This window comes from Stenotrophomonas sp. IS26 (assembly GCF_054188265.1).
The window spans coordinates 1-23,544 of sequence record NZ_JBSZJV010000024.1 but is presented as its reverse complement, the minus strand read 5'-3'; the positions used below and the strand labels follow the sequence as shown (position 1 = coordinate 23,544).

The following is a 23,544-nucleotide window of genomic DNA, read 5'->3' as shown; positions in this document are numbered from 1 at the left end:
CCCGATCAACGGAACAACTGGTTCAGCACTGCCCCGGAGGCCGCATCGGCGAACCCGTCGAAGCGGCCCTCGTCCATCAGCAGCTGCGAGGCCCGCATCATCCCGCCCCAGGCGGTGCGCGCCATCGCACCTCCGACACTGACCCGGCGCACGCCCATACCGGCGATGTCCTGCAGGGTGAACGGCAGCGCGCTGCCAACCAGCAGGTTGACCGGTCGCGGCGCCACCGCGGCCACCACCGCTTCGATCTGCTCGCGGGTGGTGATGCCCGGCGCATACAGGCAATCCGCACCGGCTTCTGCATAGGCACGCAGACGGGTGATCGCATCGTCCAGGTCGGGGCGGCCGACGAAGAAGTTCTCGGCGCGGCCGATCAGCAGCACGTCCTGGCCAGACGCGTCGATCGCACGGCGCGCGGCACGGACCCGTGCTACCGCATCGTCCAGCGGGCGCAGCGGATGCGCAGGATCCAGGCTGGCGTCTTCAATGGAGATGCCGGCCACGCCGGTGGCGATGGCGCGGATGACATTGCCGCCCACCGCGTCCAGCGTGCCGAAGCCATCGCCGAAATCGGCGTTCAACGGCAGCGGGGTCGCAGCGGCGAGGGAATGGAGATGGGCGAGTGTTTCATCCAGCGTCAGCGAGCCATCGGCCTGGGCCTGGGTCCACGCATAGCCGGAACTGGTCGACGCCAGCGCCTGGAAGCCGAGACTGTGCAGGTAACGTGCGCTGCCCGCATCCCACGGATTGGGCAGCACGAAGCAGCCCGTGTCATGCAGTGCACGGAAGGCCGCGCGGCGCGGGCGGGGATCGAAGGACAGGTCCGTCATGGTGCGCATCCGGTAAGCAGTCACCCGATGGTAACGCCAGCGGCCGCCGCGCCCTTGTTGCGCTGCGCGACCACGTGGGCCGCGCAGTGTGCAGGCACCTCAGAACGCGATCGTGCCCTGCAGGTACAGCGTGCGCGGCTGGCCGACGAACTTGCCACCGTTGTTGTCGGTGGAGCGCGTGTAGTAGCGGCGGTCGGACAGGTTCTTGACCCCGATCGCCAGCTTCAGATCGTGCAGCTCCGGCCCGAAGTCGTAGCCGGCGCGCACGGCCACGGTAGCGTAGCCGGGAATGTTGCCGATGCGGCCGGTCGGGTCTTCCTCGGTCACATAGGTGGCGCCCGGGTTCGGGGTGCCCGGCGAGCGCTGGCCGGACTGGGCGAACACATCGGCGTTGAAGGTCCAGCGGTCGATCGCATACCGCGCGCCGAACGAGCCCACATTCCGTGAGTACAACGGCAGGTCCTTGCCGGCGAACGCACCGGCGCGGGCGGTGGCCTCGGTCCAGGTGTAGGTCATCGAGAGCTGCAGGCCGGCCAGTGCGTCGTTGAACTGGCCCATCTCGTAGCGCAGCGCCGATTCCGCGCCGCGGTGACGGGTCGCGCCCAGGTCGGTCCACATGCCTTCGCCGACGATCGAGCGGGCCAGCTGCAGTTCCTTGTCGAAGTCGACGTTGAACAGGGTGAACTCACCGCTCAGGCCGTTGCCGGTGTAGTGCGTGCCCAGCTCATAGGTGGTCGCCGATTCCGGGTGCAGGCCTTCGGTGGTCGAGGCCAGCTGGCTGTACTGCTGCGGGCCGAACGACTTGCCGCCATTGGCGAACAGCGACCAGTGATCGGTCAGGCGGTACAGCACCGACAGCGTCGGCAGGGTCTCGCGCGAGTCGATGCTTGGGGTCAGCACGCTGGTGACCGCGCCACTGGTGGCCAGGTTGGTGACGGTGTTGAAGGTGCGGATGTCTTCCACGCGCACGCCCGGGGTGATGGTCCAGTTGCCGATGTCGATGCGGTCATCGATGTAGAACGCGTTGGCGGTCGTGCCGCCGCGGCTGGTCTGGTAGGGCAGCAGCGGCAGATCGACGCCGGCCACCGCAGCGTTCGGGCGGTAGTAGCTGGTGCGCGAGGCCACCTCGCTGCTGGCTTCCTTCAGGTAGCGGTAGCCCACGCTCACTTCCTGCACCACGGTGCCGGTAGTGAACAGGCGCGAATAGCGCGGCTCCACGCCCAGATAGTGGTAGCTGCGCGGGGCAGCGGTGAGCCGGCGCTGGCCGTTGCTGGCACCGCTACCGTCCTGCTCGATGTAGCTGCCGCGGAAGGAATCCACGTAGTAACCCAGCACCTCGACGTTGTTGCTGCCGTCGCTGTAGCTGTATTTCAGCGAGCCATCGCTGCGGCGCCCGTTGAACACGTCATACGGGCGGGTGGACTGGAACGGATCGGCCGCGTACTCGGCGGTGGTCAGGCCTCCGGGCATGCGCCCGCTGCCTTCGAAGTGATGCAACGACATCGCCAGGTCGCCCGCGTTGCCCAGCGCATAGGACGCCTTGAGCAGGACATCGTCGATGTCGGTCTTGTCGTTGCTGCTGCGCCAGCCGTCGCCATGGGTGCCGGAGTACAGCAGCGCCGCGCCGAGGCCACCGTCGGTGGTGCCGCCCAGAAACACGCTGGGGACGGTCTTCAGGTTGCCACCCTGGCCGTACATCTCCGACGCGAAGCCCAGCGAGCCGGCGAAGTCCTTCGGAATCGCGCGCGTCACGAAGTTGATGATGCCGCCCACGTTCTGTGGCCCGTAGCGGACCGAGCCGGCGCCGCGCACCACGTCCACCGATTCCAGATTGCCCAGCGCGACCGGGGCCAGCGACAGCTGCGGCTGGCCATAGGGCGCGTAGGACATCGGCACGCCGTCCATCAGCACGTAGGAGCGCGGCGACAGGCGCGAGGTCAGGCCGCGCACGCCCACATTGAGCGACACATCGCTGCCGCCGGTGCCGTTGCTTTCCTGCACCTGCACGCCCGGGATCTGGCGCAGCACGTCACGCACGCTGGTCGAGCCACTCTCGGCGATGCGCTGCGCTTCGACGATGCTGCGCGCACCCGGGTGGTCGAGCAGCTTGGCTTCGGTGGGGTTGTCCAGCCAGTTGCCGGTGACCTTGACCGTGTCCAGGTCCGTGGCGGTGGGCGGGGTGACCTGGGCTGCTGCCAAGTGCGGCGCGCTGGCCAGCGCCAAACCGACGGCGGCCGCGATCGCGGCGAGAGAGGGGCGTGCGGGAAGGGTGTGCATGCGTACGGCGGTCCGGAGCGGGCAGGGGCAGGTCGCGCGTGCGCGCCTGGGAAAAAGCCGGCGGATCGTACAGCAAATGGGAATCATGTGCGTTATCGCGGCCGGGGCATTGCCCGGGCCCGCGCCACATGCAACGCTGGCGCAGCGCCCGCAGCCCGGGCCAAGGAGGCAGGCATGCTCGAGGTGATCGATCTGCTGTTGGCGCCGCTGTTCAGGGTCAGCCCCATCCGTTATCTGCGTGACCCGGCCTACCGCCAGCGCCTGCGCCGCGAACAGGGCAAGGCCGCGCGCTGGCGCATGATCTTCCTGATGGTGCTGGTACTGAGCGCGATCATGCTGCTGGCGCTGGTGATCCTCGCGCGTTACGGGCGCTAGCGTCTGAGCGGCGTGGGCAGCCTCAGGCGCGCACCCACCGCGCGCACAGCCCCACCAGCACCAGGGTCACCGCCACCGCGCTGAACGCGAACACCAGGCTGCTGGCCTGCGCGACGAAGCCGATCAGTGCCGGGCCGGCCAACACACCGGCATAGCCGAGCGTGGTGATCGCCGGGATGGCCAGGCTCTCTGGCATGACCTTCTGGTTGCCGGCCATCGAGAACAGCGCCGGAACGATGTTGGCGCAGCCCAGGCCGACCAGCGCATAGCCGCACAGTGCCAGTGGCATCCAGGTGGCGAACGTTGCCAGGGCGAAGCCGGATGCCGCCACCAGGCTGCCGATCAGGATCGAACGATGGCGGCCGAGCTTGGCCACCACGCCATCGCCGACCAGCCGGGTGATCGTCATCGCGATGGCAAAGGCCAGATAACCGAGGCCGGCGCGGGAGGGATCTACGTGCTGCACTTCATGCAGGAACACCGCGCTCCAGTCCAGCACCGAGCCTTCGGCCAGGAACGCCACGAAACACAGCACGCCGATCGCCAGCACCACGCCGTGCGGCACCGCGAACATCGGCGCATCGCTGGGTGCCTTGTCGGTCCGCCAGTACGGCAGCGAGATGGCCAGCAGCCCGGCCATCACCGCCGAGGCCAGCAGGCACACCAGCCACGGCGGCAGGTGAAGCGCCAGCAGGGCGGTCATCGCACCGGCGCCGACCGCACCGCCGATGCTGTAGAAGGCATGGAAGCCGGACATCATCGGCCGGCCGCTGTCGCGCTCCACCATGATCGCCTGCATGTTCATCACGCAGTCGCAGGCGCCCACGCCGGCACCGAACACGAACAGCACCAGGCCCAGGGTCACTGCCGAGGGCGCGATGGCCAGCAGGGGCAGGGTGGCGATCACCATCACCAGCGTGGCGATCATGACGGCGCGGCAGCCGTGGCGTGCGGCGAGCATGCCCGCGATCGGCATCGCCAGCAGCGAACCGGCGCCCAGGCACAGCAGCACCAGGCCGAGTGAGCCTTCATCCAGACCGGTGCGGTTCTTGGCGAACGGGACCAGCGGCGCCCAGGCGGCGGTGGCGAAGCCGGGCAGGAAGAAGGCGGCGCGGGTGGCGTGCTGCTGGCCGCGGGCGAGGAGGGACGAGGGCGCGGAAAGTGTCGACATGGGTCCGGACCTCAGTGCTGCGCGGCGCGCTGGAGAGCAACGCCACGACGCTCGAACGCGGCGACCTGTGCAGGCGGCGCGTCGGCCTCGACGACCAGCAGATCGATCTGGTCCACATCACCGATCCGGTGCGAGGCCTGCGCACCCAGCTTGTCGTTCGTGGCCACCACCACGCAGCGGCTGCTCGCGGCGAGCAGGGCGCGCTTGAGCGTTGCTTCCTCGCCATCCACCGCCCAGATGCCAGCGTCGGCATCCACCGCGCAGGTGCCGACAAAGCACACGTCCACGCGCAGCGCGGCGACCGCTTCCAGCGCCTGCGCGCCCACCGTCGCGCCGATGCGCGGGTCCATGCGGCCGCCGACCAGGCTGACCTCGATGCCCGGACGCGCCATCAAGGCCAGCGCGATATCCGGGGCGTTGGTCACCACGCGCACGCCCTGATCCGCGGGCAGGCAACTGGCAATCACGCTGTTGGTCGAACCGGCGTCGAGAAACACCAGCTCACCGGGCAGCACCTGCGCGGCGGCGATCCGGGCCAACGCGAGCTTGCGGTCATGGTTCTTTTCGTGGCGCTCGGCCAGCGCCGGAAACGCCGGGGCCGCAGGCAGTGCGCCGCCATGCACCTTGCGGCACAGACCCTGCGCGGCCAGCTCACGCAGGTCACGGCGGATCGAATCCTCCGAGACCTGCAGTTCGACGGCCAGCTGGGCCGACATCACGCGGCCGTGTTCGCGCAGCAGGCGCAGGATGGTCTGTTGGCGCTCGCCCGGCAGGGCGTCCTGGGTAGTCATGGGTAACCTCGGTTCAGGGCGGAGGCGCGGCGGCGGCTTGCCTGAACATGCACGAACGTGCACGTATGCGCCTGTATCTGGAGCGAACCTTAGCACGAAACGACGATTCGCGTGCGCATGTGTGCGGAAATTTGCGAGAAGGTGCGGTTTCATTCAGATCGGGCGCGCACCACGCTCTCACGCCTGCGGCAGCAGCTCCGGCCGGATCACTGTGGCCGCCCATTCCATGAACGCCGCGACCCGGCGCGGCAGATGGCGGCGCTGGGCGTACAGAAGGGAGACCGGCATCGGCTCGGCCAGACAGTCCGGCAGGATCTCCACCAGCGTGCCGTCCGCCAGCGCGCGTCGGACGCCCAGCCGGGGGACCTGGATGATCCCCAGCCCGGCCAGCGCCGCAGCGGTATATCCGTCGCCACTGTTGACCGTTACCGCGCCGCGCATCGGCAGGCTGCGATAGCCCTCGCCATCGTGGTACTCGAAGCCGGGCGAGCGCTGGCCTAGTGTGCCCACGTAGTGCACCAGGGCATGGCCGGCCAGATCATCCAGCGTGACCGGTATACCGCGCGCGGCCAGGTACGCGGGACTGGCGCAGTTGACGATCAGCAGCCGTCCCAGCGGGCGGGCCACCAGCGTGTTGTCATCCAGCGGCCCGACCCGCAGCACACAGTCGAACCCCTCGCGGATCAGATCGACCCGGCGGTCGGTACCGCTCAGCTCGATCTCCACCCCCGGATGCTGCGCGAGGAAGCCCGGCAGCTGTGGGATCACCAGCTGCCGGGCCAGCCCACTGGACATGTCCACCCGCAGGCGGCCCTTCAACTGGCTGGTATCGACCCGGAACATGCCCTGCAGGTCGTCCATGTCATGCAGCAGATCGTGGGCGCGGGTCTGGAACTGGGCACCATCGGCGGTGAGCTGCACCCGGCGCGTGGTCCGGTGCAGCAGCTGTACGCCGACCTCCGCCTCCAGACGTTGCACCGCCAGCGATACGCTGGCCTTGGGCAGGCCGAGGCTGTCGGCCGCGCCGGTGAACGAGCCCAGTTCGGCGACCCGCAGGAAGCAGCGCAGTTGATCGAGGCGATCCATTGATTGTTCGTGATGTATGGACAGTCAAATCAGCATCTGCCGATTTATGCAGCCCTGCAACACCAATACGCTGGTCTCCCATTCCCCAGGCAGGTGCACTGACATGAGCAAGACAACCCGAGTCGTTCTGATCACCGGCGGCAGCCGTGGCCTCGGCCGCAACGCCGCCCTCGCACTGGCGGCCGATGGCGCCGACATCATCCTCACCTACCGCAGCCAGGCCGAGGCCGCTCAGGAGGCGGTCGCCCGCATCAACGCGTTGGGGCGCCGTGCCGCCGCGATTCCGTTGGACATGGCCGACAGCGCCGGCTTCGGTGCCTTCGCCGGCCAGGTTCGCAGCGTGCTGGAGGGCTGGGGCGAGTCCCATCTGCAGGGGCTGCTCAACAACGCCGGCGAAGGCCTGCACGCGATGATCGCCGACACCACGGTCGACCAGTTCGATGCACTGGTCGCCGTGCATCTGAAGGGGCCCTACTTCCTGACCCAGGCGGTGCTGCCGCTGATCGCCGACGGCGGTCGCATCCTCAACGTGTCCAGCGGGCTGGCGCGGTTCTCGCTGCCGGGCAGTTCGGCCTACGCGATGATGAAAGGCGGCATCGAAGTGTTTACCCGTTACCTGGCCAAGGAGCTGGGCGCACGTGGCATCAGTGCCAACACGCTGGCCCCGGGCGCGATCGAGACCGACTTCGGCGGCGGCCGCGTGCGCGACGATGCGCAGGTCAACGCGATGGTGTCCTCGGTGACCGCAATGGGCCGTCCTGGCAAGCCCGATGACATCGGCCCGGTGGCGGTGGCGCTGCTGTCGCCGCAGACGGCATGGATCAATGCGCAGCGGGTGGAGGCGTCGGGCGGCATGTTCGTCTGAGGGCGCATCACCAGGATGACGCGCAATGGCCGTGCCGGCAGCGGTGGGCCGGAAGAAGGCGCGCGCCACGACGGCGCGCGCTGCGATGGATGGGGATGGGGATGGGGATGGGGATGGGTTTCATGGAGCGGGAAGGCGTACAGGTCCGATGGCGCGTGGCGCCGGGGGTTTGTGAACGCGTTCATTAAAAAAGTGTGATGAGTTGCCTATTGACTGATGGGGCTGGGCTGCTTTCCACGGTTGTTAGGCAAAGGGGCACTTTTTGCACTCCAGGGGGAACCACCATGAAGCAGCTGCTCATCTACGAACGTCCGATCCAGCTCAACCGCGTTGCCCATCGCAACCACCGCGTGGTGGCCACCCCAGGCGATTTCGCCTTCGCCACCGCGCTCAATTCCGTGCCGCTGGCCTGCGTGGAATTCGCGCCGGTCGCCCGCGAATACCCGATCCTGTTCGCCGGCAACAGCGCCGACGCGGTGGTACCTGCCGCACTGCTGGGCCTGCGCGCCGGCCAGAACCTGATGGTCGATGCGCAGGGCAGCTGGGCCGAAGGGGCCTATGTCCCGGCGTTCCTGCGCCGCTATCCCTTCGTGCTTGCCGAACGCGATGAGAAGGGCAGCGACTTCACCGTGTGCCTGGATGAGGCCTATGCGGGTATCCGCGAAGGTGGTGAGGAAGGTGCGCCGCTGTTCGATGACGAGGGCAAGGACAGCCCGCTGCTGAGCAACGCACTGCAGTTCCTGCAGGAATACCAGGTACACCTGGCGCGTACGCGTGCCTTCAGTGCGGCGCTGGCCAGCCATGGGCTGCTGGTGCCGCGGCAGGTGAACGTGCAGACCGCGCTGGGCGAGGGCTTCTCGCTGGATGGCTTCTTTGTGGTCGATGAGCAGAAGCTGCGCGAATTGAAGGGCAAGGCGCTCCAGGATCTGGCGCGTTCGGGCGATCTTGGGCTGATCTACGCCCATCTGCTTTCGCTGGGCAATGTCGAGCTGCTCAGCCGCGCGCTGGACAGCCGTCCAGCCGCTGCCGCAACGCACTGATCCCTTCCCAGTAACGCCACCGAGCGGCAAGGCACGCATGCCTTGCCGCGACCCTTGCTGGCCCGCGGTTGCCCCGCCAGCCACTGCCCGGAGCCTGCCATGAACCATCGCGACCCTTCGTCCTGCCTGTCCTCCGCCGTGCGTAACGCGCAGCTGGGTCCCCATCGCCTGCGCCCTGCCGGACTGGCCGTGGCCATCGGCTCCGTGCTGGGGCTGGCGTTGCCAGGCAGCGTGATCGCCGGCGATGACGGCAGTGCGATGGTCACCGATGGTCGCACCGACACCCACGTGACGCGGCAGGGCAACGATCCGCACTGGAAGGTGACCACCGGCACAGTGAAGGGCGCGGCCGGCAACCAGGTCGCCTTCAACTCCTTCCGGCAGTTCGGCGTGGAACTCGGCCAGACCGTTGATCTTGTGCTACCCACCCAGGGTCAGCAACAGGTGCACAACCTGGTCAACCTGGTCACCGACGCGCGTGCGTACATCAACGGCAACCTCAACAGCGTGCTGGAATCGACCAATGCGGTGGGCGGCAAAGTGTTCTTCGTCGCCCCGGATGGCCTGGTGGTCGGCAACGGTGGCGTGCTCAATGTCGGCTCGCTGTCGGTGGCCACGGCCAACCGCGCCACGGCCAGCGACATCCTCGGCGCCGGAGAGAGCCTGGATGCCTTGATGTACGGCACGCTGACGCCGGGACAGCTCACCGACAAGACGGTGGAGCTGCACGGGACGGTGAACGCACGCAACGGCATCCGCGTACAGGCCAGGGCCATTGATGTCACCGGCACGCTGTTCGTGCCGGCCGGCGCGCGCGATGCCAATGGCGATCTGCAGGGCATCGGGGCGGCCGTCAATACCGGCGCCTCGCAGCCGCTGGTACTGGTCAACGAGGGCGGCCGGATCCAACTTCGCGCGGCGGCGATCTCCGATACCGGGCTGGGCGTGCGCAGTGCCGATGCATCGGTGACGGTGGGCGGCAACGCACGTCTGGAGGCGGACGATATCGAGTTGACCGCGCTTGCGGTCATTGATTCCGGCTACGACAAGGACGGTGCGGTATTCGACGAGCTCAAGGCCGATCTCGTCAACAGCGTCACCGATTCCAGCAACCTCACGGACCTCGGCGACGCGCTGGTGAACCTGGGGGCGGACAAGCTGCTGGGGGAACAGATCTCGTTCCTGCATGGCGCCACCACGGCACGGGTAGAGGTGAAGGACAGCGCGGCGCTTACCGCGCGCGGTGACATCACGCTGCACGCCAGCACCCGGCAGGCCATCGACAATTCGGCCGCCGGAAAGACGTACGAGAAGGGCGATGTGGTGACCGATGCCAACGGCGACCCGGTGAAGGATGCCAATGGCAACCCCATTCCGAAAAAGCACCTGCTCAGCCTGGGCGCGGCATACGCGCAGATCAACGCCACCACGGAAGCCATCGTGCGCTCGGGCGCAACGCTGGTGGCGGGCGGCGATGTGGCGGTGAAGGCCGATGCCGATACGACGCTGAAGCTTGCGGCCGAATCGTTCGCGGTGAACAACACGACCGCTGCGTTCACTGCGGCGATCAGCAACGTCAACGTTGACACCCGCGCGGTGATTGAAGCCGGTGGGCCACTGCTGCAGGCCGGCAGGGTCAACGTTTCGGCGGTCAACGCAGTCTCTCTGGACACCTCCGCCACGGCGCGCGCCGACAAGAATGGCGCGGTCGGCCTGGCCGGCGCGATCAGCCTGCAGGATATCGCGGCCGAAGCACGCCTGGACCGTGATACCCGCACCACGGCGGGCGACGTCACCGTGCAGGCGGCCAGCATCACCCGCCTCAACAAGACCAGCACGCTGATTACCGGCCCGAAGAGCGAGCCGTTGCCCGGCCAGGAACAGGTGGAAGCGATCAGCAGCGGCAGCGATGGGCTGATGAGTGTGGCGCAGTCGCTGGCCGGCGCCGGCATTGGCGGCGCCATCGCCAAGCTGAGCGGCAGCGAGGACGGTGGCAGCACGCCGCCGGCGACGACCCCGACCACGGCGTCGCCCTTCCGCCTCGGCGGGGCGATCAGCGTCGTCGACGGCGAACATGCGGCCACCGCCAGCATCGGCGCGGGCACCAAGGTCGACAGCGCCGGCGCGATCGTGGTCGACAGCCAGGTAACCGACGCACAGATCGGCAACCATGCGATGAGCAACGTTCTGGCCAAGGGCAAGAGCGCGGACGGTTCAGCGTTCGCGTTGTCCGGGGCGGTCAATATCGCCAACCTCACCCATGAGGCACGGACCCTGGTGGGCAGTTCGGCCGAGCTCTCGGCGCAACGCATCGGGTTGTCGTCGGATGTGCGCCTGCCGCGTGACTTCAGCGCGCTCACCGGGGCGGTCCCGGATTTCAGCAGCTTCGACGCGTTCAAGGCCTCGATCTCCGCCGCCAAGGACCTGATCACCGACCCATCGGAGCTGTTCGCCTCGTACGCGGCGGCGCGGGGCTCGGCCGAGGAAGTGGCCATCGGGGGCGCGGTGAGCTGGTTCAAGGCCACCAACAGCGCACGTACCGATGTCGCCGCCGGTGCCTCGCTCACCACCCGCGACACCAGCACCGCGGCGTGGAGCGCCGCGCTGGAGGGTGAGGACCATGCCGGCGCTGCGCGCAGCCGGACGTTTGACGCCACCACCACCGTGCGCGCCAACACCGACGTCACCGGGCTGCACGCGGCCGGTGATCTTGCCCTGAAGAACCTCAAGGACAGCAACGTCGGCAAGGGTGGAACTGCCCTGGGCGGCAGCGTCGGCTATATCGACTACCAGAACACGGCGGCGGCGATCATCCATGATGGCGTCCGCGTCGATGCCGGTGCAGGCAGCCTGGCAGTGCAGGCCGACAACAAGGAAACCGTGGTGGCGCTGGCGCTGCAGTCAGGCCAGGGCGGCAGCATCGGTGTCAGCGGAACCGCCACCGCGCTCGACCTGGACAGCACCACGCTGGCCGGTATCAGCAACCGTGCCGACATCCGTGCCGCCACGGTTGGCGTGCGTGCCGATGAAGACCTGTTCGTGTGGTCCGTGGCCGGCGCGGTTGCGATGAGCGACAGTGTGTCGGTGGGGGCCAGCGTTGCCTACCAGCAGCTGGACACCGATACCCGCGCCTTCATCGGTGCGGTGCCTGCAGCCTTCGCCACCGGCAGCAGCACGGGGCCGGTAGGCGCGGTCACCACGGGTGAGCTGGCGGTCAACGCCACCAGCGGCGGGCTGGCCGGTGCAGTGGCCGCAGCCGGCGCAGTCGCCAAGAGCTCGTCAGAGCAGCTGCAGAAGGCCCAGGATGAGCTGGCGGCGAAGCAGAATGCGGAGAATCCTGGCTTCCTGGATTCACTCAAGACCCGGGCGCTCGGCAAGGTCACCGCGCTGGAAGGCATGGCCAACAAGGCAGACAGCAACGGCAGCGCCGGGCTGACCGCGTACTTCGACAAGGCCAAGGGCCTGCTGGGTAGCGGGAATGGGGCACCGGGGCAGGGGCAGGGCGCGCAGACGCCACAACCCAAGTTCGGCATCGCCCTGTCCGGCAGTGCGACGGTGAATCGTGCCCGGCAGAACACCAAGGCGGACATCAGCTCGGCCGTGATCAAGGACAACAGCGGCAAGGGCCTGAAGCTGGATCTTGCCGCGACCAACCAGACGCTGCTGGTCAGCGTCAGCGGCGCGTTGTCGGTGGCCGCGGCCGGGTCGGACAACACCCAGGGCAGCGCATCGCTGGCGGGTGGCGTGGCCTACGGTGACATCCAGAACACGACCACCGCGCAATTGCGTGACAGTAACGTGGAGGATGCCGGCACCGTCACGGTGACCGCACGCAACGAAAGCGAACAGGTCAACGTCGGGCTGAGCGTGGGCGTGAATGCCTCCTCCAACCAGAGCTCGGCCGGTGCCGGCGCGATCTCGGCGACCGTGGCGATGTCCCACAACGACACGGCCGCCAGCATCGTCGGGGGCACCATCCGCGGCATGAGCGGCGCGGCCGCCGATGTCGATGTCAAGGCCGTGAACGCCTCGAAGATCGCCAACGGGGGTGGCGCACTGTATGCGGGTGGCAAGGCCGGCCTGGGGGCGGCCGTGACGTACGCCGAAGTGGGCGACAGCACCCGCGCGTCAGTCAGTGGTGCCGACATCGAGGGCGTACAGGACGTTCGCGTGCGTGCGGCCGATGCATCGCGGATCGTGGCGGCGGCTGCCAGTGGGGGCGCGTCCACGCGCAGCGACGGCGTGGCGATCGCCGGTTCGGTGCTGGTCAACCAGATCGCCAGCCAGACCGCCGCCAGCATTGACGGCGGCAGCCGCATCACTGCCAGTGATGACATCGAAGCCTTCGCCGGGACGGCGACCATCGACGACGTGCGTGGCACCAGCGACGGCTGCGGCTCGGGCTTTGCGGTCGATTACTGTGGCGCCGGGATCGGCAGCATCGAGGTGGATGCCAATGCCGATACCGCGAGCACTGACGATACGCGGGTGGATGCGGCGGGTCGCAACAATGCCCGCAGCTCGATCATCGCCGTTGCCGGCATGGTCCAGGTGGGTGGCAACAATGCCGGTGTGGCCTTCGCCTACAACACCATCAACAACACGCATACCGTCTCGGTCAACGATGCCACGCTCAATGCCGGGCGCATTGCGCTCACGGCCACCGACCAGTCCGACATCCTGGCAGTGAGTGCCGGTATCGGCGGCAGCACCGGCAACTTCACCGGGGTGGGCAGTGCGTCCTACAACGCCATCGGCAACACCACCTCGGTGCTGGTCGGCCGTGGCCTGGCGGACGCGCAGGGCCAGGCCCCGCGCGATGGCGCACAACTCAACGCAGGCAGCATCCAGTTGCAGGCGCGCGATGAATCCTTCATCGGCTCGTTGGCGGGGGCGGCAACGCTGGGCTCCAAGGTGGCCGTGGGTGCGGCGCTGACCATCAATGACATCGGCAACACCACGCTGGCGCTGGTCGATGATGCGCAGCTGACCGCCGGCACTGGCCGGGTCGATGTCGAGGCCGCCAATGCCGCCAGGATCCTGTCCGGTGCGGTTGCCGCAGGCGCAGCCAACAATGTCGCCATTCAAGGCTCGGTGGGCTGGAGCATGATCGACAACCATGCCGAGGCCGCATTGCGGGAAGGCAGCGTGCAGGCAGGCATCGTGCAGGTGGCCGCCAGCAACCAATCGCGTATCCACACATTGGCCGGTGCGGTCGCCGGCAGCGGCACCGCCGCCATCGGCGCGGCGATCAACGTGGCCACCATCGGCGATACCACGCTGGGCGAGGTGGATGGAACCGCGCTGGAGGTGAGTACTGCGCTGGATGTCAGTGCGGCGTCGGCCGCCACCACCAAGACACTGGCCATTGCCGGTGCGCTGGGGGGCACCGCGTCCATTGCCGGCAGCAACACCACCAACCTGATCGACACCCTCACCGAGGCCCGCCTGCGGGGTGTCACCGGGCAGGGAAGTGGCATCACCGGTGCGGTGTCCGTCAGCGCCGACACCTCGGGTGCGGCCTATTCGTTGGGGGGCGCGCTGTCGGCCGGGGGGACGGCAGGCATCGGCGCAGCCAGCAGCGTCAACGACATCGGCGGCCGTACCCGTGCCGTGGTGGACAATGCCACGCTGGGCGGCGCCAGTGCGCTGAGCATCGATGCGGCCAACCGCAGCCTGGTGCGTACCGCGGCCGTGTCCGGTGCGGGGGCGGGCACGGCCGCGGTGGCCGGCAGTGTCACCACCAACCTGATCCATTCCGATACCCAGGCCAGCCTTACTGACAGCAGCCTGCACAACGCGTTGGCCGATGTGAAGGTGAGCGCCCGTGACGAGCGCAGCATCGATTCGCTGGCGGGTGGCGCAGCGGTCGGCGGCAGCGTGGGCGTGGGCGCGGCAGTGGCCTACAACGATATCGGCGGCACTACCTCGGCGGTGGTGTCCGGTAGCGCGCTGGAGCTGGATGTCCGCAATCTACTGGTGCAGGCAGATGCGTCCGGTGCGGCCGGCGGACAGGGCAACCGCATCCGCACCGTGGCCGCTGGCCTGGGCGGCGGCGGCGCGGTCGGTGGCGCAGCCTCGGTGGCGGTCAACCGGATGAAGGGCGCCGTCTCGGCACGGATTGAAGCAGGCGCCAATGTCCTCGCACAGGACAACGTCGGCGTGCTCGCCGCGCAGGCGCAGCAGATTGACGTGTACGCCGGCAGCGTCGGCGGGGGCGTCAACGCGGGCATCGGCCTGGGGACCGTCGTCAACCTGGTGGATGGCAGCACCGAGGCGGCGATCACCGGTGCCGGAACTGCCGTGACCGCGCTGGGCCTGGGAGATGCGCTGGCAGGCGTGGACAGTGGCCGGCGCACGGCGGGCAATACCCACAGCACCCGTACCGACGCCGCCGGCATGGCCTTCGACACCGTGGACCTGGGCACCGGCCATATCGACGTGCATGGCATCGCGGTCAATGCGGCCACGCGCCAGCAGGTCAGGACCATCGGCGTCAGTGGCGCGCTGGGTACCACCCCGATCGCCAGTGGTGCGGTGGCGGTGATGGCGGCCGTCAACGACATCGCCGGCAGTACCACCGCGATCATCAAGGACGCACGGATCAACCAGCATGGGCTGGGCACCAGCAGCGACCCCGACCAGGACAGCGCAGGTCTCGCCGCAGCGGAGCAGAGCGTGGATGTGCGCGCCAGCCATCACGTGGCCTCGGCCAATTATGTGGCCGGCATCGCTGCCAGCGCGGGCGTCTTCTCGGGGGCGGGCGCGCTCTCGACCAACCTGTTCGACAGCCATGCCAGCGCCAGCATCGAGGGCGCCACCCTGTCGGCCGCCGACGCGGTGACCGTGGAGGCCAATGCAAGCCAGAACGCGCTGGCGATCGTGGTCGGCGCGGCCGCAGGCCTGACCGGCGGCGCCGCCACCGGCGTGGTCAACAGTTTCACCACCGATACCCGCGCAAGCGTGCTGGGCGGCACCCTGCGGGCGGGCTCCCTGGCGGTCAACGCCAACAGCGACAACGCCGCCTCGCTGGTGGGCGGCGCAGGCGCCGTCGGGGGTGGCGCGGCGGTGGCCGGCACCGCGCTGGTCAACATGGGCACCGCAACCACGCTGGCGCAGGTGGGCGAACGTGGGCGCGCGACCAACATTTTCGTGTCACGCGACCTCGACGTGAACGCGCGCAGCCGCTCCGATTTCAACGGCGTGGCGGTGAGCGGCGCGGGTGCCGGCGCCGCCGGCATCGCCGGCATGGCACAGGTGCACCTGCTGCAGAACGACACCCGTGCGCTGGTCACCCAGGCCTCGGTGGATGCCACCGATATGGCGGTGGTGGCCGAGGATATCCTGCGGCTGTCCGCGTACTCCGGTGCGGTGGGCGTGGGCATCGCCGGCAGCGGTGTAGGTGCGGGCGCCTCGGTGGCCATTCTTGGCAGCACCGTCAAGGCCACCGTGGAAGACAGCACGCTGTCGACCACGGGCAGCATCGATGTGAATGCCGTCTCCGATCGCGCGGTGGACATGGTCACCGTGACGGCTGGCGTCGGCGCCACCACCGGCATCGGCGGCGCTGCCGGGCTGCTGCTGGCCGGCATTGGCGACCGCGGTGACAGTGATACGGAACTGGGGGGCACCTTTGCCAGCCTGAAGCAGCTGGGCAATGGCCAGAAGATCGACGCCGCCGCGCTGGACGGCACCCTGGGGGCGCAGGGCGCCGGCGCGCTGAACAGCCGCGCCCAGGTGGACATCGGCAGTCTGCAGGGGCGTGGAGACCTGGTGAGCGCCAGCATCCGCGGCGGCAGCGTGCAGGCACGCGCGCTTGAGGTGAGCGCGCAGACCCTGATGAGCAGCCGCAACACGGTCGGTGGCCTCGGCGCCGGTGGCCTCGGCGTGGGCGGCGCATTCGGCATGACCGGCCTGTATGGCAGCACCGAGGCGGTGCTGGCGGCGAACAGCACGCGGGCCGGTTCCATCGCGGTGCTCGCCAACGCTGGCGACGGCAGCGCAGGCAAGGCCGCAGGTCTGGATGTCTATGCCGGCGGTGCCGGCCTGGTGGGCGTCGGTGCGGCCATCGGCTTGGCGCGCCTGGAACAGACGGTATCGGCCACGGTGGCCGGTGACCTGCAGGCAGGCAGCCAGGGCCAGGGTCTTGCGGTCCGTGCCAGCGATGCCAGCACGCTGGATGTGACAGCCACCGGCATGGCGGCCGGTGCACTCGCGGCCGGTGCGGTCGTCGCAACCGCGGCACGCAACGCCAACGTCCAGGCGTGGTTGCACAACGACAGTACCTTGGCCGGCTTTGGCAACGTGACGTTCGCCGCCAGCTCGCTGGGCGGCGCGCATGCGGGCGCGTGGGGTGCGGCCGGTGGCGTGTTGGCCGGCGTCAGCGCTGCCGTCGCACTGGCCGACGATGGCTCCGACGTGCGCGCCTGGCTGGGCGAGCGGACACGCGTATCCGGGGTGGGCGGCAGCATTGAGGTGCATGCCGAGGCCACCCCGCAGGTCTCGGCCGAGGCCTTCGGTGCTGCACTGGCCGGCGGGCTGGCGGTCGGTGCGGCGGTCGCTGATGCCACCTCCCGTGCCAAGGTGGACGCCCATGTGGGCGATGGTGCGGTGCTGTCCAACCGCGGCGGGCTGGATGTCCTGGCCAGCGTCCACGGCGGGAGCGTGGATGCACGCGCGGTCGCCGGTTCCGGTGGCCTGTATCTGGCCGGCGCCGGCGCCTTCGCCACCGCTGCCAGTACCAACGCGGTGCAGGCAGCGCTTGGGTCCAACGTGGTGGTGCAGGGTGAGGCCTATTCCACAAACAACATTATCGACTATGCGCGCGGCGGCACGATCGCGGTGCGCGCAGTCAACAACAGCAACCAGCATGCCGATGCCACCGGGCTGAGCGTGGCGGGCCTGCTGGCCGCTGGCGTCGTCGATGCCAACGCGCGTTCCGCGGCGACCACCGGCGTCACCGTGGGGGCCGGGAGCCTGCTGTACGCAGGCAACACCACGCTCGCCGCCAGCGGCAAGGACGAGAATCGCGCCAACGCCACGGCGGGCACCGGCGGGCTCATTGCGGGCAACGCGGCGCTGGCAGCGACGCACACCGGCAGCACCACGCAATTGTCCATCGGCCGCAACGCCGTGCTGGATGTCAGCCGCCTTGACGCCCGGGCGCTGCACGACAGCCACTACGCGGGCAGCGCGAACAGCACCAGCGCAGGCGTACTCAACGCCAGTGGCGCCAACGTGAGCAACCGTGCGGACGCGACCGTCGGGCTGCTGGTGGACGAGGATGCCCAGATTGTCTCGGCCGGATCGCTGGTGCTGCGCACCGACAACAACTACACCGGCACGCTGGGCAGCGAGCTTGCCGCCAGCGCGGCCGGCGGCGGTGTCCTCAGTGGCAGTGCCGCACAGGTGGTCACCCGGCTGGATGGCAGCAGCACCATCGATATCGGCAAGGGCGCCCTGCTGCGTGCCGGTGTCGCACCGACGCCGGGCGATGGTGGCGCGCTGGACATCGTGGCAAACACCCGTGCGAACACCGATGACCGGGCGGGGCTGACCACCGGCGGGGCGATCAATGCCGCCGTGGTCAAAGCACGCACCAATGCGGTGCTCGGCAACCGCGTGAACATCGGCGATGACGCGCGCCTGCAGAGCAGCTACATGCTCAACGTCGGCACCTACGCCGCGACTGACATCGGCGCCACCGCGCTGGTGAACACCTGGGGTGTGCTTGCCGCGGTCGGCATCTCCGACGCGGACGTGGCGCTGGCAATGGACCAGCAAGTCAATGTCGGCCGCGGCGCGAAGCTGGAATCGTTGCACAACGCTTTCGTCTCCGCCGGTCAGGACGGCATGAATGGCTGGACCTCACGCCTGGCCGCCAATGCGGTCTCGCAGGGGTACAGCCGCGGGCTGATCGCGGTGCCGGATTCCTCGGCGTCCTCCACGGTGGACAGCAACGCGAGCACCGCTCTGGCCGCGGGCAGTGAGCTGCTCAGCGGCGCATTCGTGTCGCTCGGTGCCTACGGTGAAAATGTTTTCCGCAACGCCGATGGCGCCGCTACCGGCTACCAGTTGGGGTTCATTCCGGTCACCGTGCGCGACAGCCGCAGTGGTGGCAGCACCCGCGGTGATGTGCTGATCGATGGCCGCGTCGTTGCCGGGCGCTACAACGTGCTGGATATCCTGATCGATGCCAATGGCAAGCTGACCAGCAGCGGCGCGGGCGGCGATGTGCTGCCGTTCGATACCCAGCGCGAGCTCAGCAGCGCGCTGAAGGCGCGACTGAACGCGTCGGGCATCCACGATTTCGATGCCATCGCCGGCAATGCGCTCTACACCCACACCATCGGCGACCTGTATGCGGCCGGCGGCGATGTGATCCTGTATGGCCGCAACATCCGCGGTGGCGGCTCGCTCACCGCCAAGGGCGCGCCGAAGATCACCATCACCAACCGCAGTACCGACAACCTGCTGCTGGCCGGCGACATCCTGGTACCGGAGTACAGCGGCGGCAACGTGCTGTTCACCGGCAACAGCAACCAGGCCTTGGGCATCGGCGTCAGCCAGAACCCGGGCCAGAGCAATGCGCTGGTGAGCATCCGCAACGAGGCGACCACCGGCACTGCTGCGATCGGTGCGGGCGGGCTGATCTCGGTCACGGGCGGCGAGCTGGACATGTACAACGCGCTCGGCAACATCCAGAGCTGGGGCGAGCAGCTCGCCGAGAGCGTGACGATCAATGCGCCCAACGGTGAGGTCGGCTACAACCGGGGCTCGGAAAACTGGTACGGCAGTGTGGTGAGCGCGCTGTGGGCACGCCACAGCGTGGCATCGGGCATCACCAATGCCGACGACGCCGCGGCGTACATCGCCAACGCGAAGTACGGCGCAGCGGCCGCCGCGGCCGGCATGAGCTTGACCGACTATCTGCTGTATGGCACCGGCAACGACGTCAACAACCCCAGCATCCTGGTGTTTGGTGCATGCCGCTATCGCATCGGCGACAAGGACTGCACCGCGTCAGCGCTGGGTGGGCAGTACTACGACGGTGGCGTGGTATCGCGGTACAGCCACAAGGACACCAATTACCTGCCAAAGGTGAATGCCCGGAATCTGCGCACCCTTCTCACCACGCAGCCCGACGACGTCAGCAACGCCAGCCTTGGCCAGGTGCCCAGCACGGGCAGCGGTGTGAACGCCGGCAGTGGCATCAAGATCACGGCCAACTACATCGACGTCAACGTCGCGCTGAAGGCGGGGCGGCCGGTCGACTATTCGGCGATCCTGGTCGAAAGCAGCGCGTTGCGCGCCTGGATCGACGGCAAGGACAACCAGGCCAGCAAGGGCATCTTCGATGTGCCTGCCATGTTCGTGGCGAAATCCGGCGCAGGTTCTTCCCGCATCGCCCTGAAGTACGATTCGCTCAACCGCCAGTTCATCGTGCCGGACATTTCGGCCAACGGGGGCGGTTCGATCTACCTCGATGGCCGCATCGTCAGCACATCCACCGCCGGCTCGCTCAATGTGGTCAGTGGCAAGGGCTCGGTGATCATCAACAATGGCCTGGCCGATGTGGGCCTGCAGCTTGGCAACATCCTGGTCGGCAACGGGGCGCCCGGGCAGATCACCATCCGCGACCGTGAGCTCAATACTGCGTCGTGGTATCTGCGCGACGGCAACGGCAACGTGAAGGGCTATCAGGGCGGAGTGAATGCCCTGAACTGGGATGCCCCGGGGGTATCGGCCCTCAGCAACACGACCGCGTATGACCCGCGCGCCGGCATGTTTGCGAGTTGGACACAGACGGCCCGCATCGCGCGCAACATCCAGTCCGACAACGGCGTGCTTACTGCTGAGAACTGGCGCTGGGTGGACAGGGACAACAACACCGTCTTCAACGGCCAGCAGTGGGAAACTTCCAGCGTCACGTACGGCAACAAGGCAGGCGGCGTGGCGGTGTTCGAGTCACAGTTGACCGGCGACTTCGGCAGCAACCTCAATTCGCGCGTCAACTACCGCTGCGAAAAGAAGAACGAAAGTGGCTGCCGCTACAACTACGGGTTCCCCGGCAGTAATGAGTTCGATGACGGCGGCACGTGGCGCACGAGCTGGTACCAGCGCGCCCCGCGCAGTGGCACGCTGGTCGTCACCAACACGGCCAAGGCCGACAACCGGATCGGCATCAACTTCAGCGCCAACGATGCAGGCCTGCTCGACGTCGACTCCGGCCAGACCATCCGTATCAATGGTGTTCTGAAGAACACCGATGGCCGGACCTTCCTGACCAGCGAGAACGGCAGCATCGTCAGCGCATCGCGTGACGCCAGGATCATCACGAACCAGCTTACCCTCGACGCGGCCGGCAGCATCGGCAGCATTGTCGGCGCACAGGCCGGCGAAGCCGCCAACCCGCTGGATGTCCAGATGGTGTCTTACACCAATGCCAACGGCGCTACCGTGGCTGCCGGCAACCTGGTGGCCCGTGCGGGCGGTGACATTGCACTGGACGTGGATTCGGCAGCCAAGGTGCTGATCAGCGCCGGCAGTGGCACCGGCCGTGGCGATGTGTGGCTGCGCGCCAAGTACGACATCGAAGGTGCGGCCACCGGCAATGCTGCGTCGATCATCGGTGCCGACATCACCCTGGACAGCGTCTACGGCGCCATCGGCTCGCTCTCCCGGCCCTTGGTGGTCGATGCCGGCGAGCGTACCCGCAGCGACGGCGCGCTGGAGGGTGGGCTCATCTCGGCGCGGGCGACCGGTGACATCGCGCTGCGCGACCTCGGCGGCGACTTCTGGGTACAGCGCATCGAATCGCTGGCCGGTGACGTGCTGATCGAGGCCCCCTCGGGCTCGATCTACAGCGGTGCCCAGCGCGCCTCGTCCAGCTTCCTCAACGAAGCACAGCTGGCCAGCCTGCGCGACAACCTCAAGCTGTTCCAGGGCGGTGGCCAGCAGTCGATCGTCAGCTACCAGAGCCAGGTCGACGCCAGCTACGCCGAGTACTTCCAGCTCCACGCGCTGGGCAGTGTCGTCGATGGGCGCTACCTGGCCGGTGGCACTGCCATCAACCTGTTCCGCTCCATGGCAGAAGCCGCGCGGGGCGGCAGCCTGGACGATGCAGGGGTAAGTGACTACCTCGCCGAGCGCTTCAACCGTCTGGGGACGGTGTTCACCGACGCCTTCGGCAGCGGCTGGCAGCAGGAAGCGATCTTCGCGTCCTTCAACGCGGGGTACCGCTATGAGCTGGCTGCCAGCGGTGGCGACAGCGCGATGGTCGCGGCACGCAAGGCGGCACTTCTTGATGGCATGACGGCTGACTCTCAGTGGAGCCAGGACCAGCTGCGCTACGTGTTCAACGCCAATGCGCTGGAACCCTCCACCGGTTCAGCCCTGAATGCCGAACCGGTGATCATCGGGCGCAATGTCAGCCTGCATGCCCGCGATGACCTGGGCCGCCTGGACAAGGAATACACGGTCAGCCTGGCCGACGTGAACAGCGGCAACCTCAGTGCCGAGGCGATGCTGGCCATGCGGCTTGCGACCACGCCGGGCGATGTGCAGATGCTCGACGCGGCCGGCAATGTGCTCACGCCCGATCAGGTGCGCGGCGGTGCCGTGGTGGTCTCGCTGCGCATCCGCAGCACGGCTCCGGTGGTGCTGGCAGCCACGGGCGGGATCGAGGCCGATGTGGGGGGCGATGCCTACCTGCATGGCAGCACGTCACTGGCGCTGAACAGCTTCGACGCCGGTGGCGATGTACGTATCGGCAGTGACGGCGATATCACCGATAGCGGTGGCAGTGCGGCCGGTGCGACCCTGAGGGTCGGCAAGGACCTCAGCCTGAGCGCCCTGCGCAGCATCATGGGCCACGATGGTCAACCGCTGCGCGTGCAGATCAACGGCCGGCTGCTGCTTGCCAACGCCGGTGAACACGTGCGCTTGGCGCAGCAGAACGGAAACCTGCGTATCGGCCTGGTGAGGGCGAACCAGGACGTTGTACTGGACGTCGGCGGTGGCAGCCTGCTGTCGTACCTGAAGGGCGTGAGCACGCTGACCGGGCGCGACATCCAGCTCGCCGTGCGCGACGACATCCGCGACGAGGACGGCGGTTCGCTGGCCGTGCGCATCGTTGCCGGCGGTCGGCTGGATGGCGCGGCAGGGGGCGAGGTGCGTCTTTCCAGCGACGTGGATATGCCGATCGGCACGCTTACCGCAGGGGGCGACCTGCAGCTTTTGAGCACGGCGGGCAAGCTGAGCGCAGTGCGTTTGCAGGCCGGTGGCGATCTGGGCGCCACCGGGTACAACGGTGCCGACCTGGGTTCGGTGCAGGCGGCGGGCGACGCGATTGTCAGCGCCCCGATGGGGGATGTCCGCATCGGCAACCTGCGCGCTGCCTCCGCCAATGTCGCCGCCGGTGGCGGCCTGCAGTTGGGGGACGCCGCCATTGACCAGGTCCTGCAGCTGCTCTCGCTGCAGGCCACATCGCTGGCGGCAGGCGCGCAGGTCAGCGCCGGCGACAGCGTGCAGATCGACGCGGGCGGCTTCGCGATGGGCGCCGGAAGCCAGTTGAGTGCTGGCCGGGTGGTCGCGGTGCGTTCCAGCGCGGATATCAGCGTGGGCCAGCTGGCCGTGACCGGTAACACGGCCACCGGCAACGTGATGCTCCAGGCGGACGGTCGTATCCACTCCAATGGGGATGCCGCGGTCAATGTCGGTGGCGGCAGTCACGTGCTGGCCAGCCTGCAGGCGGGCGACGGAATCGGCAGTGACGCGCAGGCCCTCACGGTCGATGTCGGCCGGCTTGTCCTGGCACGCAGCGATCACGGTGACATCCACCTGCGCCTCCCCAACGGGGGTGCTGTGGGCGACGTGGTTGCCGCATCGGGTGCGCTGTCGCTGCACAGTGACGCGCACCTGCAGGCGGATCTGCTGGATGCGGCAACCGATGTCCGGCTGGCGACGGCCTCCGCCGACATCGGCCACGGCGTCGCCGGTCACTCGGTGGCGATGCAGGCGCGGGGAGCGCTGGACATCGGCCACCTGGAGGCTGGCGCGGATGCCGTCGTGACCAGCGCCGGCGGACTTACCCTGGGCCAAGGCAGGA

General features: G+C 68.3%; 9 protein-coding genes. 4 read left to right on the top strand and 5 right to left on the bottom strand.

Going from position 1 to position 23,544, the window contains the following annotated elements:
* Positions 1–5 precede the first annotated feature (5 nt).
* Both ACW6W5_RS15970 and ACW6W5_RS15965 read right to left on the bottom strand, forming a co-directional pair.
* Positions 6–830, bottom strand: a complete 825-nt coding sequence (locus ACW6W5_RS15970) for an isocitrate lyase/PEP mutase family protein (RefSeq protein ID WP_428999813.1) — start codon at positions 828–830, stop codon at positions 6–8.
* Positions 831–929: 99 nt separating this feature from the next.
* Positions 930–3,107, bottom strand: coding sequence for a TonB-dependent receptor family protein (locus ACW6W5_RS15965; protein WP_152151415.1), 2,178 nt, complete (start codon positions 3,105–3,107; stop codon positions 930–932).
* Positions 3,108–3,281: 174 nt separating this feature from the next.
* Between ACW6W5_RS15965 and ACW6W5_RS15960 the strand changes: the two genes are divergently transcribed.
* The gene (locus ACW6W5_RS15960) at positions 3,282–3,482 is read left to right on the top strand and encodes a hypothetical protein (RefSeq protein ID WP_152151417.1); all 201 of its coding nucleotides are present in this window, start codon (positions 3,282–3,284) and stop codon (positions 3,480–3,482) included.
* A gap of 22 nt (positions 3,483–3,504) precedes the next feature.
* Here ACW6W5_RS15960 and ACW6W5_RS15955 read toward each other — a convergent pair whose 3' ends face one another.
* From ACW6W5_RS15955 to ACW6W5_RS15945, 3 genes are all read right to left on the bottom strand, one after another.
* Positions 3,505–4,653: an MFS transporter gene (locus tag ACW6W5_RS15955; RefSeq protein ID WP_152151419.1), complete on the bottom strand. Its 1,149-nt coding sequence runs from the start codon at positions 4,651–4,653 to the stop codon at positions 3,505–3,507.
* 11 nt (positions 4,654–4,664) lie between these two features.
* Entirely contained in the window at positions 4,665–5,444 is a 780-nt protein-coding gene (locus ACW6W5_RS15950) for a DeoR/GlpR family DNA-binding transcription regulator (RefSeq protein ID WP_121036945.1), read from the bottom strand.
* A 177-nt stretch (positions 5,445–5,621) separates the two neighbouring features.
* The gene (locus ACW6W5_RS15945; protein ID WP_152151421.1) at positions 5,622–6,530 is read right to left on the bottom strand and encodes a LysR family transcriptional regulator; all 909 of its coding nucleotides are present in this window, start codon (positions 6,528–6,530) and stop codon (positions 5,622–5,624) included.
* A gap of 103 nt (positions 6,531–6,633) precedes the next feature.
* On the opposite strand from ACW6W5_RS15945, the gene ACW6W5_RS15940 reads away from it, so the two are divergent.
* The 3 genes from ACW6W5_RS15940 to ACW6W5_RS15930 all read left to right on the top strand — a co-directional run.
* A complete protein-coding gene (locus ACW6W5_RS15940) occupies positions 6,634–7,395 on the top strand; it encodes an SDR family NAD(P)-dependent oxidoreductase (RefSeq protein ID WP_152151422.1) in 762 nt (253 codons plus the stop codon).
* A 284-nt stretch (positions 7,396–7,679) separates the two neighbouring features.
* Complete coding sequence (locus ACW6W5_RS15935) at positions 7,680–8,435, top strand: SapC family protein (protein WP_152151424.1); 756 nt, start codon at positions 7,680–7,682, stop codon at positions 8,433–8,435.
* A 99-nt stretch (positions 8,436–8,534) separates the two neighbouring features.
* A partial coding sequence (locus tag ACW6W5_RS15930) for a leukotoxin LktA family filamentous adhesin (RefSeq protein ID WP_152151426.1) occupies positions 8,535–23,544 on the top strand: 15,010 nt, incomplete at its 3' end.